Source organism: Virgibacillus indicus, from assembly GCF_002266285.1.
Taxonomy (GTDB): Bacteria; Bacillota; Bacilli; order Bacillales; family Amphibacillaceae; genus Virgibacillus_K; species Virgibacillus_K indicus.
The window spans coordinates 1-14,832 of the sequence record NZ_NPMS01000002.1; the positions used below are offsets into that span (position 1 = coordinate 1).

General features: G+C 38.5%; 11 protein-coding genes. 4 read left to right on the plus strand and 7 right to left on the minus strand.

Annotated features, from left to right (window positions below):
* The 3 genes from CIL03_RS05755 to CIL03_RS05765 all read right to left on the minus strand — a co-directional run.
* A partial coding sequence (locus CIL03_RS05755; RefSeq protein ID WP_094884502.1) for an ABC transporter permease occupies positions 1-805 on the minus strand: 805 nt, incomplete at its 3' end.
* Between the two features lie 424 nt (positions 806-1,229).
* Positions 1,230-2,876, minus strand: coding sequence for a peptide ABC transporter substrate-binding protein (locus CIL03_RS05760; RefSeq protein ID WP_094884504.1), 1,647 nt, complete (start codon positions 2,874-2,876; stop codon positions 1,230-1,232).
* A 379-nt stretch (positions 2,877-3,255) separates the two neighbouring features.
* Complete coding sequence (locus tag CIL03_RS05765) at positions 3,256-4,311, minus strand: NAD(P)H-dependent flavin oxidoreductase (RefSeq protein ID WP_094884506.1); 1,056 nt, start codon at positions 4,309-4,311, stop codon at positions 3,256-3,258.
* A gap of 179 nt (positions 4,312-4,490) precedes the next feature.
* On the opposite strand from CIL03_RS05765, the gene CIL03_RS05770 reads away from it, so the two are divergent.
* Positions 4,491-5,279 carry a serine hydrolase gene (locus CIL03_RS05770; protein ID WP_094884508.1) on the plus strand — a complete coding sequence of 263 codons (789 nt, stop codon included), beginning with the start codon at positions 4,491-4,493 and terminating at the stop codon, positions 5,277-5,279.
* 26 nt (positions 5,280-5,305) lie between these two features.
* Positions 5,306-6,598, plus strand: coding sequence for a hypothetical protein (locus CIL03_RS05775; RefSeq protein ID WP_094884510.1), 1,293 nt, complete (start codon positions 5,306-5,308; stop codon positions 6,596-6,598).
* Positions 6,599-6,643: 45 nt separating this feature from the next.
* Here the strand turns inward: CIL03_RS05775 and CIL03_RS05780 are convergent, their stop codons facing one another.
* The 3 genes from CIL03_RS05780 to CIL03_RS05785 form a co-directional block, all read right to left on the minus strand.
* Positions 6,644-7,006 (minus strand): hypothetical protein, encoded by a 363-nt coding sequence (locus tag CIL03_RS05780; RefSeq protein WP_094884512.1) that lies wholly within the window; start codon positions 7,004-7,006, stop codon positions 6,644-6,646.
* A gap of 71 nt (positions 7,007-7,077) precedes the next feature.
* The gene (locus tag CIL03_RS19770) at positions 7,078-7,227 is read right to left on the minus strand and encodes a hypothetical protein (protein WP_165767901.1); all 150 of its coding nucleotides are present in this window, start codon (positions 7,225-7,227) and stop codon (positions 7,078-7,080) included.
* A gap of 116 nt (positions 7,228-7,343) precedes the next feature.
* A complete protein-coding gene (locus CIL03_RS05785; protein ID WP_094884514.1) occupies positions 7,344-10,514 on the minus strand; it encodes a DEAD/DEAH box helicase in 3,171 nt (1,056 codons plus the stop codon).
* A 268-nt stretch (positions 10,515-10,782) separates the two neighbouring features.
* Between CIL03_RS05785 and CIL03_RS05790 the strand changes: the two genes are divergently transcribed.
* Both CIL03_RS05790 and CIL03_RS05795 read left to right on the plus strand, forming a co-directional pair.
* On the plus strand, positions 10,783-11,535 hold the full coding sequence (locus CIL03_RS05790; protein ID WP_094884516.1) for an ABC transporter ATP-binding protein: 753 nt from the start codon (positions 10,783-10,785) through the stop codon (positions 11,533-11,535).
* Between the two features lie 15 nt (positions 11,536-11,550).
* Positions 11,551-13,407, plus strand: a complete 1,857-nt coding sequence (locus CIL03_RS05795) for an ABC transporter permease (protein WP_094884518.1) — start codon at positions 11,551-11,553, stop codon at positions 13,405-13,407.
* Positions 13,408-13,614: 207 nt separating this feature from the next.
* On the opposite strand, the gene CIL03_RS05800 is transcribed toward CIL03_RS05795, so the two are convergent.
* Positions 13,615-14,802, minus strand: coding sequence for an MFS transporter (locus CIL03_RS05800; protein ID WP_094884520.1), 1,188 nt, complete (start codon positions 14,800-14,802; stop codon positions 13,615-13,617).
* Between the last annotated feature and the right edge of the window lie 30 nt (positions 14,803-14,832).

The following is a 14,832-nucleotide window of genomic DNA, read 5'->3' on the forward strand; positions in this document are numbered from 1 at the left end:
CCCGGTTGGTTACACTGACCACAAACTCACTGCCCAGTCCTGGTATCCCGAAGATTTTTTCAATGATAAAGCTTCCCGTCAGAATGGAAACCACCAATGGTCCCAAATAGGAAACAACCGGCAGGATTGCATTTCGCAACGCGTGTTTATAGGTAACCACTCGTTCACTGAGTCCTTTGGATTTTGCGGTTTTGATATAATCGGAGTTTAGAACATCCAGCATGCTTGACCGCATCAGTCGTGCGATAAACGCAAGCGGTGTCGTGGCAAGTGCCACGGCCGGCAGGATCGTATGGGCAAACGATTCGAACCGTGCGACAGGCAGGGCATCCATTTGGATCGCAAACACATATTGCAGAATAGTCGCCATGATAAAGCTTGGGACCGATATCCCAAGTACCGCAATGACCATTGCGGTGTAATCACCAAATTTATTATGTTTTACCGCAGCGATAACGCCCAATAATACACCAATTGAAAGTGCAATCAGGATCGCTTCAGCTCCCAATACCAGCGAGTATGGAAAGCTTCTCGCAATAATCTCAGTAACATCCTGTCCGACGTATTTGAAGGAAGGCCCAAAATCAAATTGAAATGCGTTTACAAGATAATTAAAATATTGAATATGGATCGGCTCATTCAATCCATACGCTTCATTCATCTGTTCCTCCAAAGCCGGCGTCAAAGCACGCTCAGAAGCAAACGGTCCACCTGGTGCTGCCTGCATCAGGAAAAATGTGATTGTAATGATGAAAAACAGGGAAACAATAATATAGCCAAGCCGTTTTAACAAATATTTAGCCACGAGCCTTGCACCTCCATTTCTATAGACTGTAAAAAATTTGTATTATCTTAATTTTCCAGCCAAAAAACAGGATGAATTCTATTATTCTTATAACGATTCACTCATTCTTCCAAACTTGTTTTGATTGGAAGAACAAATGAACCTATAAGAAATAATGATTCACTATCTGAAGTTTTACTTAAGGGGTCCGGGTATTAATACCATTTTTCTATTTTTGACAGGAATTATAATTGTTTATTTTCTTACAAACTAAAACTCTCATATTTTTCAGAGATTAAAATGAAGCTATCCCCGTGACCTGATTCCTAGCTGTTGCTGCATTCCGTATCTTTCTTAGAGAAAATGCTGGAGTAATCGTGAAGGAGTCAGGTCATTGGTTTGGGACAGCCTCATTTGCTTTACAAATTTCAATTTACCAATAATATTATTCGGAAATATAGCCCCATTTAAGTTGAATTCCACCAAGTGGAGATACATCAATATCTTTCACATTGTCTTTATTCAACCAAACATTTGTATTGAAATAAATCGGCGCAAGTGGCATTTCATCCATAAAGATTTGTTCTGCCTGACGAAGAATCTCCTTGCGTTTTTCCGGATCAGTTTCAGTTCTTGACTGTTCGATCAAAGCTGCATACTCTTCATTTTCCCAGTTTGTATAGTTGTTTCCACCTGCTGTTTGGAAGATTTCAAGGAAGTTGATGGCATCATTAAAGTCAGCAACCCAGCCCATACGTCCAATTTGATAGTTTCCTTGGCTTAGAGAATCAAGATAAACATTCCACTCTTCATTATTAAGCTCTACTTCCACACCAAGATTTTCTCTCCACATATCCTGTACAGCTTGTGCAATAGATGCATGTGCTTCACTCGTGTTATAGGAAAGCTTTACTGGAGGAAGTTCATCTAAACCTAATTCCTCTAATCCTTTATCTAAATATTCTTTTGCTTGTTCGACATCGTTGTCTTTAAAGTAACCTTCACTGTTTTCTTCCCAAATGGATGGCGGAACAAGTGCCATAGCTGGCTGCTCTTCCCGTTGTGTAATACTTTTCACAATACCTTCACGGTTAATGGATAAAGCGAAGGCTTTGCGGATATTTGCATTATCAAACGGTGTTTGCCCTGTATTAAATGAATAATAGTAAATTCCAGCCATTGGAGAGATATTCAGTGACCCATCACTCTTCAATGATTGAATTGCTGCAAGCGGCAGTGAATCTGTTGGAGACCCTGCCCAATCCAGTTCACCACTGTTGTACATTTCCAATGATGTATTTTCATCATCAATCATGTACATGTTTACTGTTTCAAAGTTAACTGTATCTGCATCCCAGTAGTCAGGGTTTTTCTTAAGTACGATTTGATTTTTATGTTCCCATGATTCCATTAAGAATGGTCCATTTGTAACGTAGTTTTCTGAGGCATCAAGCGCCCAGTCATCCACGCCGTCAACCACATTATGGTTTACTGGATAATAAGTATAGAATGCTGTTAAATCAAGAAAATATGGTGTTGGCTGTGCAAGCTCAACAACTAATGTTTTATCATCTTTTACTGTAATTCCAACATCATCCATAGAACCGCCTTCTTCTTTGGCAGCCTGTGCACCTTTAATTACATATAACTGATATGCATAATCAGCATCAGCACTATTTGGATCCAGAACCCATTTCCATGCATATTCGAAATCCTGTGCTGTTACAGGGTCACCATTTGACCATGTAGCATCTTCACGAATGTGGAAGGTGTAAGTTAATTGATCATCAGAGACTTCATAGGACTCCGCCATCGCCTCTTCAGGTTCACCTTCTGGATTAATTCTCATTAGACCTTCGAAAGTTTGGTATAGAACTGCAGCTGAAGTAGTATCAGTTGCCTTTCCAGGGTGCAATGAAGGTGGTTCGGTTTTAATATTAATATCAAACGTTTGATCAGCAGCATTCCCGTTACCACTTGAACCCTCTGAGGAACTGCTGTTTGATTTACTGTCATCTCCGCCACAGGCTGCAAGAACTATTGTCATCGCAAGTGCCAATGCCAGAAACAGTGACCATTTCTTTAAATTCATTTGCTTGAACCTCCTGATGTAAAATGATTATATTATTCAGACAATTTAGCGTTAATAAATTTATCTGTAGCGAGTATTATACTACTAAATTAAATTTATTTCATTAATTTTTTCAAAAAAGTGATAAATATGTCTATTAGCTTACAAAATATTTTATATGATACATTTATGTAATTTATTGAAAATAGTCAATGTTACCAAGGTTTAACCAGATGCTATAACCATTAAATAATCAAGGAAAAATTTACATTTATTTCTAGAAAAACTTTTAAAATTTTTCTCTTTAATTAACGACACACTAGTTTTAATTTTGGGATAATCCCACTAAAAAATACCCGACAATCCAATCTGCAATGATTTCCGGGTATTAATCTCTATATCATGCCTCAGTTATTTCTTTATCAAACAAGGAATCTATTATCTCTTTAACTTTTTCTTCTTTTTGAATTGCGCCAACTCCCTGTCCCGCCCACAGTGATTGAAATTCTGCCTTCGAATACTCCTTGCCTGCTGCACGAATATCTTTTGTGATTTCATTTAGAATCGGAAATGGCAGCAGATTAATCCTGCTTGTTTCTGTCTCTTTGATAAATCGGTTATTAATTGCCCTCGCAGGCCTTCCAGAAAACACCTTGGTAATGACTGTATCCTCCGCGTCAGCTTTTATTAATGATCTCCTGTAAGCTTCATTGGTACCCGCTTCTTTTGCAATTAAAAATTTAGTTCCAAGCTGAACTCCTGCAGCCCCCATATGTAATAATGCACTAATTTGTTCTTTTTTATAGATGCCTCCTGCTGCAATGACCGGTACCGAAAGATGTTCGAGGAAACTTTGCAATAGAACCAATAAACCAATATCTGATCCTTTTGGGTATTTTGCTTCATCAAATGTTCCACGGTGCCCGCCCGCTTCAATTCCTTGTGCTACGATGATATCATATCCCGCTTCCACAAGCTGTTTAGCCTCATTTAGGTTAGTGGCCATCCCAATCAAGGTGACATTATTATTTTTTAAACGTTCGATTAAAGCAGAGGATAACACTCCAAAAGCTGTGCTTACGATTTGTACGTTTTCGTGCAGAATAACGTAAATTTTCTCCTGCAAATAATCATTGATTTTAACCTGATCACTGCCAGGCTCTAATTCGAGTTCCTCTCTGTATTTATCTAAAAAATGTTGCATTTCACCAATATCCGTAGAAAACGTCTCCAAGTTCAATGCAAATAAATTTACCGCAAAGGGTTTGTCTGTTAGTGCCTTCACCTGCTGTATCTCTTCTTTTAATGCTGCGGCACTCATATAACCTGCGCCTATTGTTCCTAAAGCCCCATTATTTGCGACAGCAGCCACCAATTCTGGGGTAGTTATCCCTCCTGCCATACCTGCCTGAATAATTGGAACATCTGCCTGTACCATTTCCAAAAATGTTTTCATAAGCAACCCTCCGCTATGTTTCGTATCTATGTTGAGCATACCATATGCAGCTGCTTTTCTGAATTTTGATATACGTGACCCATCTTGACAATATTGGGAAAATTCACTACTATAGTTACAATTAAATAATTTAAATAGCTTTCAGCTAGTCAAACCAGAAAACCAAAGGTGGTCAATTGATGAACTTCACTCAATTAGATAAAGCTATCCAGCTGCTGGTCAGTGATGTGAGGCAAAACTTTTCCATTGCTATCGATACACCAGATGGACATATCCGCATCGATGCTGCAAAAAAGAGAAAAGCAGCTAGTCTTGCCAAGATCCCCATTTTAATTGAGGCCATTCGACTAGCAGAAGAAAATAAACTGTCTCTTGAAAAACTGATCTTCATCGAAAAGGCAGCGATGGTGGGTGGCTCAGGAGTGATAAACTACCTAACAGATTCCAATATACACAGCTATCAAAATCTGTTGGAATTAATGATCATTGTTTCTGATAATACTGCGTCCAACCTATTGCTCGATACAGTTGGAATGGATAATATAAACAAACTTGCTCAAATTTTAAACTGCAGGGAAACGAACATGGAACGTAAATTTATGGACCAGCAGGCACAACAAGAAGGTCATGAAAATTACACGAGCGCCCAGGATATGATTACTTTCCTGAAATTAATTTCTGAAAATAATGATTTTTTATCAGGTGAAAGCCGCAAGCAAATGCTGAGAATCCTATTGAATCAGCAATTTAAAAATAAACTAGCCAAAAATTTAAAGGATAAAGATCAAATCAAGATTTATCATAAATCCGGAGAGTTACATGGTGTTGAACACGAAGCAGCCATTTATAACTACAAGAATAAGAAAATGGAAGTCGCAATTTTATCAGAAGGATGGACAAGAAATGGCATAGGTCAGGAGTATATAGCTGAAATTGGCAAACTTCTGATTAACTACTTTAGTAAATAGATGGTTTTTTAAAGGGGGGATATATGATGAAAGTAAAAATAGCAGTATTTGCCAGCGAATCCGTAATGAAATGTTTTATAAAAAATTCCAGTCAGGATAATAAAATTGAAATAGTTCCCTTTCTGTATAAAAAGGCAGAAGAAGTTAATGAATTAATCGAAAAGGCCATCATGTGCGACCTTTATTTATTTGCAGAACCCCTTTCTTTTTTTTATGCTCAGGAAAAAATAAAAAAGAAAAAGCTTCCTGCCGTCCAAGTCCCTTTCGATGAATATATGGTTCTTACATCTTTTTACAGACTCATATATAATCATAAACAGCAATTAAATCGCCTGTCGATAGATGTTTATAATCGCATTCATGTGGAGGAAGTTCTGAGGGAATTGGATAAAAAGGAACAAGAAATATATACATACAGTTATTGTGAAGAGGAATCCATTGATCCTGAAGAAATTGTTTCCTTTCACCAGCATTTATGGGATGAAGGAAAAATTGATTATGTTCTTACATCTGCCGAAGAAATTGAATATCGGCTCCAGGAATACGGTATTCCGGTAAGCAAAATGGCGATCCCTATGAAAAACGTCCATTCTGCTGTAGAAAAAGCAGAATTAATGGCCAGGGTAAACCAGAACTCAAGTGCTTTGATAATAGTAGGCAGCATCCGGATCAAAAACTTAATTGATATCAAATTGGAAAAAGGCGAGCTTGCAGCACAGAAGCTTTTAGTAAATCTTTATAATATTTTATTAAACTTCAGCCAGGAAACAGATGCATCTGTACTGGCCGGCAACAATAACGAGTTTTTTTTATTTGGCACAAAAAAAGTTCTCGACCATATTACGAATCACTACCGGGATTTCCCACTGCTTCGGGAAATGGAAAGAACTGTGCATACCCCAGTTGAAATCGGCTTCGGCCTTGGCTTAACAGCAAGACAGGCTGAAGATCATGCAAGGCTTGCATTGGAAGCATGCAGCAATTCAGAGCATAGCAGCTGCTTTATTGTTAATGACAGACAAGAAACAATCGGACCGCTTGGGATAAAAAAACAATTTGACTCGTCCCGTCTATATCAGTCCCTTATTCATAAAGCAAGGCTTAATAATGAACTTTCCTATAATTTTATTGACTTTATCACCATCCGTAACAATGAACCATTTTCTTCAAACGACATTGCATTATACTACAGAGTAACTAAGCGCAGTGCCGAGCGGACCATTAATAAACTTTTATCAGGAGAAGTAATTAAAGTTGTCGGGGAAGAAAAACCTTATGTCAAGGGCCGCCCACGCAAGCTTTTTACATTAAATCAGTAGGATAGTTTCCCATTGAACAGCCGGACGATTTAATCGCCCGGCTGTTTAATATGAATTACTGTCATATCCGTTATTATCTGCTAAAATCTGCAGTGCTTCTTTATAATCTTCATCCTCAACCTGTCCTTCAAGCAAATGAGTTACATGATTGTCATTGCGATCGTCTTCAAGAAATGAATCCGAACTCATAGAAACTTCATCAGCAACTCCACTGGCAATTCCTGCTCCTGTTACTCCAGTTCCCGTACCTGCTGTTCCAAGTGGAAGTATCGGTACAAATTCACTTTCACGTTCTTCCTCAGGAAATTCGTCTATAAAAACATTTGACACTCGTAACTTTTGCAGGTTTGCTCGTGCCGATTCTGCATCATTTTCTGTTTTAAAATATGCTCGAATGTTTTTTGTCATTGAAAACATCCTTCCTTGTACTTTTTATCATTATTCCCTTTTTCACTGCGGAATAACATGCTCAGCTTAAATTAACCTTTATTGCCGAATAAATAATTTAAAATTTCGTTAAAAATTGCTACATCGTCAGTAAATATGAATACAGGCAAAAGCATGATAGCGAAAACTACCATAACGTTCGCAACAATAAATTTTGTGAAACCCCTTAGAATAGTTCTCATCGAATCTCCTCCCAAAAAATGGGTTAATTTTTAATTATTTTCCCTAATATTAAATAATGTAAACATATATATTTTTATGAATCCAATTAAAGAAAGAGACACATAAGTGCCTCTTTCTATAAGCTGAGCAGTTCCCTTACATCTTCTTCACTTAAGGAAGAAAGCATGGTTTCACCTGGCTGAATAACCTGATCAATCAGTTCACGTTTTTTCTGCTGCAGATCAAATATTTTTTCTTCAATTGTGCCCTCTGTAATGAGCCGGATCACCTGGACGACATTTTTTTGTCCAAAACGGTGGGCCCTTCCCGTTGCCTGATCTTCTACAGCAGGATTCCACCATAGATCATAAAGAATAACGGTATCAGCACCTGTTAGGTTCAGTCCGGTTCCCCCAGCCTTCAATGATATTAAAAAGACATCCCTTTCCCCGTTATTAAAGCGATCGCTCATTTCTACACGTTCGCGAGACGGGGTCTGACCATTCAGATAAAAATAATCAATACCTTCTTCTTTCAACTTTTCAATAATAATTTCATGCATACTTGTAAACTGGGAAAAGATAAGCATCCGCTTGCCATTTTCCATCGCATTTCTTACAGTATCCATCAATTGCTCCAGCTTCCCTGAAGCACCCTCGTAATTTTCGATAAATAAAGCTGGATGGCAGCATATCTGCCGGAGTCTCGTCAACCCTGCCAATATTTTCATCCGGTTTTGCTGAAATCCACTTTCCTTCATCGACTGTGCCGCTTCCACCTGCAGTTGGCGATGATAGCCTATATATAAATCCTTTTGTTCCTTTGTGAGCTCTGAAACACTGACAGATTCAATTTTTTCCGGAAGTTCTTTTAATACATCCTTTTTCAAGCGTCTCAGAATAAACGGACGCGTCATCATTGCAATTTTTTCATTGGACAACTGCTTGAATTCACGGTGTTTGGGCATGAGTCCCGGCAGTATTACCTGAAAGATTGCCCAGAGCTCATCAATCGAATTCTCAATAGGAGTTCCGCTTAATGCAAAACGGCGGCTTGCTTTGACCTCACGTATAGCCTTGGATGTCTTTGTAGCATAATTTTTAATATACTGTGCTTCATCCAGAATAAGTGTCTGGAACGTTAACTCACGGTAAAGCTCGATATCCTGCCGTATCGTTGAATACGATGTAATCCAGACATCCACTCCCTGCAATTCAGCTATTTTTTGCTGACGTTCAAGCGGAGTTCCTGTTAGAATTGCGACACTTAGATCTGGAGCAAACTTCTCAAATTCATTTTTCCAGTTGTATACTACTGAAGATGGTGCAACAATTAAATGTGGATTACCGCTCGGCTCTGAAGCAATATAAGCTATACTCTGCAGCGTTTTCCCAAGCCCCATATCATCTGCCAAAATACCACCAAGATAATAGTTGCTTAATGATTTAAACCATTGAAAACCGGTATGCTGATAATTCCGTAATGTAGTTTGCAGGTTTTCTGGCAGCTCATAAACTTGATCTTCGGGTGATTTCAGCTGATGCAATAATTTTCGAAACGATGGATCATAGCTTTTATTTGTTTCTATCAGCTCATCTACTTGAGTCCCGCGATAAACAGGCATATGAACATTGCCATCCTGCACGTCATCCTGTTTTATACCAAAATCATCGAAGAACTGCTTCATTGAGGAGAATTCCTCTCCTTCCAATGAAAGCAATGCCCCGTTCTGCAGTCGATAGTAGCGCTTCTTTTCAATTACAGCATTAATTATCTGATTAATCTCCGAATCATCTACGCCATCAATATCAAATCCAATTTCTAATAGGTTGGAGGATGATTCCAGCCTGACACTTGTACGTGGGGAAGGTTCATTTTCTACAATCATTCCTCGAATATCTGAAGTCAGAAATAACTCCACATGATTATCAAGCAGTGGCAGGACACTATAAAGAAATTCATACATCCCCTCTTCATCTGCATCAATATAGAGTTCTTTCCCGTTGTAATGAAAATTGGCATGTTCAATTAAACGCATAATCTGCTGTTCTTTTTCGACATCACGAATGATAATAACATCATTTTCTTCCCGTCCGGCAAACGGATCGATTCGCTGATCTCCATAATGATACTCCAGCCTGCCGACAATCCAGTCCGCCTTTACTTCCAAATACATCTTCGCCTTCAGTGGGACTTGGATGATTTCTGCAGTGACCTTTTCGGATATCTTCACATCTCCGACTTTTTTTAACGATGGCAGCACTTCCGATAAGAAGGTGTCTGCCTGGTTTTTGGTGATTGGAAGCTGCAGATCACTCATGCTGAATTTACTTATTTCCTCAATTATCGGAATTTGATCTTTCGCAGGAAAGTAGAAGATTCCCTCGTAAAACAACATTTCATATGGCTTGAAATAGGTTACATTTAATTTCTCTTCCATTTTAAGCAGTAAATCATTTCGTTCATTTTTCGATAATGAAAAGGTAAATGGAAGGGTATTCTTCTCCACCTTTACATAGGTGTAGCTTTTATCACGGGTTTCCACTGTGAAATCCCGTTCGGTTATTTTTTCAAATAGTTCTTCCACAACAAGTGGCGGTATGACAATCGAACGCTTATCATTAGCGTTCCCCTGATAGTGATAGTACATATAGCCATTATAGATCTGTTCATTTTTCAAGATGGAATACAGTATTTCGAAAATAGCCAGATCCTGCTGCAGGAAATAATGAATTTCCGGATTGTAGGTAAATGTTTTTGTGAAATAATGTTCATTTCCCTGGAAAACATTTTCCAGAAATTCAAATGCATTTTTCACTACAAAGCATCTTTTGATACCAGTTTTTAATTCAATGACAATATTTTTATCATACGTCCATTTGCAGTAATACTCTACATGCATTGGAGCCTTATCAGGAAGGATCTCATTCGCATTATCATGCTGCTGGATGGAAGTTAGCGCATTGATAAAGCGATTCGTCACCTGATAATCGTATGCTGCTAAAGCTTGTGGCCTGCCCGAATCTTTATGCGCAATACTGATAAGCGTTGCAGCAACATGCTTGCACGAACCAAATGTATCAAAAGCAGGGCAGTCACAATAGGTATCAATGGAACCCTTAGAAAAATCCTTCATATTAATTTCAACAAAATAATCCTCCGTGCCATGAACCGTTGCGGTCCAGACCTGGTAATTTATATCATATAGCAGATCACTTACTCTATCTTGTTTATAATATTGCATTCCTCGCCTGTAAATCACAGATGGAAACAGTTTTTGGATATTAATATCACTGATACTTTTCAAAACACTAGCAACCTACCTTCTAAAATCTCATTACACCTATTGTAAACGAGAAAGAATAAGTTTTAAACCATAGAAGCTTTTTACAAGGGTGGGAAAACAGTCGCAATAATATACTCATAGGACGGATAATAATCGGCTGCCTCCAAGGCAGCCATCTTATTATCTCCTTACCTTACAAAACTGTAAGCCTCCTGAAAGGTAATTGCATACCACTATACTCAAAAACTTTTTACACTAAGTACAGATTAAAAAATATGGAGGTAACATAATGAATCAATCTGTATTACATGTTAAAAATTTAAATAAAATTTATGGCAAAAAAAATGAAAATCAGTTCCATGCTTTAATGGATGTGTCATTTGACATAAATCAAGGAGAGTTTGTCGGGATCATGGGGCCATCCGGTGCTGGAAAGACAACTCTTCTCCATGTTATCTCAACATTGGACAATGCAACAAATGGAACGATAGAAATTGCCGGAACAAGCATTACCAAAATGAAACAAAAACAATTGGCTGATTTTCGCTCTGAGCAGCTCGGCTTTATTTTTCAAGACTTTAATCTGCTGGAGAATTTAACGGTCTATGAAAATATTGCACTCCCCCTCTCCTTACAGGGTGTGGCTTCACGGAAAATAAAACCCTCTGTCCATAATGTAGCAAAGAAGCTTGGCATTGAAGCAATCCTGGAAAAATACCCTGTTACAATCTCAGGCGGGCAGAAGCAGCGCGCCGCGGCAGCCCGTGCATTAGTACATGAACCGGCAATGATTTTAGCCGATGAACCTACTGGCGCACTTGACTCGAAAAATGCCAAAAGTCTGATGGAGGCACTGGTTCATTTAAATGAAAATCACGATACATCCATTATGCTTGTGACACATGATCCGCTTAGTGCAAGCTACTGTCAGCGAATTTTATTTATCCAGGACGGAGAACTGTACAAGGAAATTCACCGAAAAAATTCAAGAACTGCATTTCATCAGGAAATCCTTGATGTTCTTGCGGAATTTGCCGAGTAGGAAGGAGGCTTTTTCATGTTATTAAAACTATCATTTTCCAGTATGCAAAAAAAGCTCAAGGATTATTTAGTCCTATTATTCGGTCTTACAATTTCGATTGCAATCTTTTATATGTTCCAGACATTGGCACAAAACAAAGCATTTATTGAATCCAATGCGATGATCAGTCAGATTGTATTTATTTTTCATGTAGGATCATTTATATTAGGTGCGATAACCATCTTTTATATTTTTTACGCCACTTCATTTATGCTGACATTGCGGCAAAAAGAAATGGGTATGTATATGACCCTTGGTGCAAAGAAACGAAAAATTACCCAGCTTATGTTTTTTGAAACCTTTTTCATTGGGATTATCTCACTTGTTACTGGGATCTTAATTGGAATTGGGCTGGCTGCGGGTATTGCGGAAATTTTCATGTGGCAATTGAATTTTAGCGGAGATGGATTCGAAGCATTTTATATTTCTTCACTTATTACCACCGTTATTTTTTATGTCGCATTATTTTTCCTCACCTCCATTGTTAATGCGTGGCAAATAGGAAGAAAGAGTGTATTAAATCTGCTTCATGCTGATCAGAAACTTGACCAGATTAAAACGAATGGATTCAAAACATTTATCGGCGTGTTTTTTGCCATTATTTTAATCGGGATTGGATACTATGCAATGATGCATATGGCAAAATTAGCTGAATTCGGGATAATTATTGCAACGGTTACGATTATTCCTGGGACCTATTTAATCTTTATCTCGCTGCTCCCTTATTTTATAAAAAAACTAAAACAGTCCCGGACATTAAATGAAAAAGGAATTAACTCATTCACACTTGGCCAGCTGCGTTTTCGTATGCAGCATTTAACAAAAGTGCTTGGAACTGTTGCAATGCTTATTGCCCTTGGCCTTGGTGCCATGACAGCAGGTATTTCTTTTTACCATAATATTGAAATCCAATCATCCATGTTTTTTGCTAACGATGTTGTTGTACACCAGCCTGGGAATGAGGATAAAAAGGTAATCGAGGCAATCGATTTTACTGAGAAAAACTCCTATCATTACAAAGTGGACAATGAAGCGGTCTACTTTTTAAAGGAGGATCTGCTTGATAACCCGCCTGAAATAAAAAGTTATACGGAGGACTTCGAGCTGCCGAAGACAATTCGGGTAAATGAAACATTGCCTGATGAAAAATATTCCTTATATGAAAACGAGAATACGAGTGAGCTTCCCGATGACTGGTGGTCAGCACTGTCTACCGAATTAAATGCCAGTTATCAAATGTTTGGCGGTATGGATATTTTTGTTTATTCTGCTGCTGAATATGAAAGTATACCTTCAGAAGAACTTCAAGTTATTTTAGGCAAGGTAGAAGATTTCACAGATTATCTCCCGCATCTGGAAAAAATCAATGACCATCAACTTGAGCTTGCTGAAGCCTATCGTGGAGAGAACGTGGAAGTTGTCGGAACCAAATACAGTAACTATATTGCTTTTCAGGCAATAGCAAGTGGAACAATCTTCATGGGGTTATTTTTAGGAATCGCCTTCCTTATGATGATGGCGAGTGTATTAATGTTTAAATTGCTGTCAAGCGCAGGCGCAGATGTCATCAGATACAGTATGCTTCGCAAAATTGGCGTTCGGAAATCCTTACTTGTTAAATCGATTTACAGGGAATTGTTTCTGCTTTTCCTCTTCCCAGCACTGGTTGGTCTGGTTCATGTAATTGTAGGGATGCAGATGTTTTCATTTATTATTATCGAACCATATGCGAAAATTTGGATTCCGATAAGCATATTCCTGTTAATCTACGGAATTTATTACTGGATTACCGTTCAAATGTATAAGCGAATTGTCCTGCCGAAAGAATTTTAGAAGTAAAATGGGCTGTCCTTGGAGACGGTCCATTATTTTTATAATGTGTGTTCAAAAAGGTGCCGAATTGGGTCTTGAAGATCGAGGCGGCGAAGGTTTGAGGACTGGACAAAGCATCACCGAATAGGTATCGCAGGCAGGAAAAAGTGCCTTTCTTTTCCAAGGATCGGTCTCCGCGTGTGTTGTGGTGACTTTTTGAACATCCTCTTATACTGCTTTTTCCGCCCTTACGTAAAGATAAATATATAGAATCATAGATAGCATTACTGAAACCGCAGATGTTGCGTAAATCAATCCATATCCAAACAGAAACGCAATTTGTCCGAATACTATTGCCCCAATCCCTATTCCCAAATCAAAAAACGAGAAAAAAGTAGCATTTGCCATCCCTTTTCGATTTCCCGGAGCTTTATCAACCGCCCATGCCTGCAGTGCTGGCTGGACGGAGCCAAATCCCAGTCCATATATTCCAGCCGCAATTAACATTGTTGTCATGTCAGGCAGCCAGGAGAGTAAAATCATCGCAATAAAAATAAATAGCGTTCCTGGTAAAAATACATATAAATGACCTTTTTTATCATAAATTTTCCCGGCAAATGTCCGTGATATCATTAAAAAAATAGCATAAACAAGAAAATACAGCTCAATTCCATCAACATTTTGGTTTGCAGCATGCAGTGGCAGAAATGTTGCAATTCCCCCGAAAGTAAATGTAATAAAAAATAAGAGCAGCGATGGCTGAATTGCAGTTTTTTCAAAAATGTCAAATTTTATGGTAGCTGTATTGTGGGCAGCTTCTTCCACTTTTTTGTAGCGTATTTTAGTTGATAAAAGGAAAGCCACCAGTCCGCACGTTGCACAGATTAAAAACAACTGGGAAAACGAAATAACACCAACTAATGTCAACCCAAGCGAAGGTCCAAATGCCAAGGCAATATTACCTGATAAGCCAAAATAACCCATTCCTTCGCCACGGCGCTTTGGAGGAATTAAGTCTGTGGCAATCGTCCCTGTCGCAGTCGTGGAAAATCCCCAGCCTACCCCTTGCACAACTCGAATCATTAATAGCAGCGCGATACCTGTCACCACCGAAAATGCTCCAACTGACAGGACAAAAACCCCCAGCCCAAACATATAAACAAAGCGTCTGCCCTTTGATTCCAGAGAATGTCCAGCATATGGGCGCATGATTAAAGCTGAAAAAGTAAATATCCCCACAATAATTCCGACAATCTGATCACTTCCACCGAGCTCCTTTACGAATAAAGGAAGTGTCGGCAACGTCATTTGAAATCCAAGGAATATAAAAAAATTAGCCAGACATACAAGCACGAAATCGCGTGTCCATATTTTGTCTGGTTTAGATAAAGTCTGCGTATTTGATTGTGAAACCATTAACGTCTTCCTTTCTTCGGTACTCGAAAC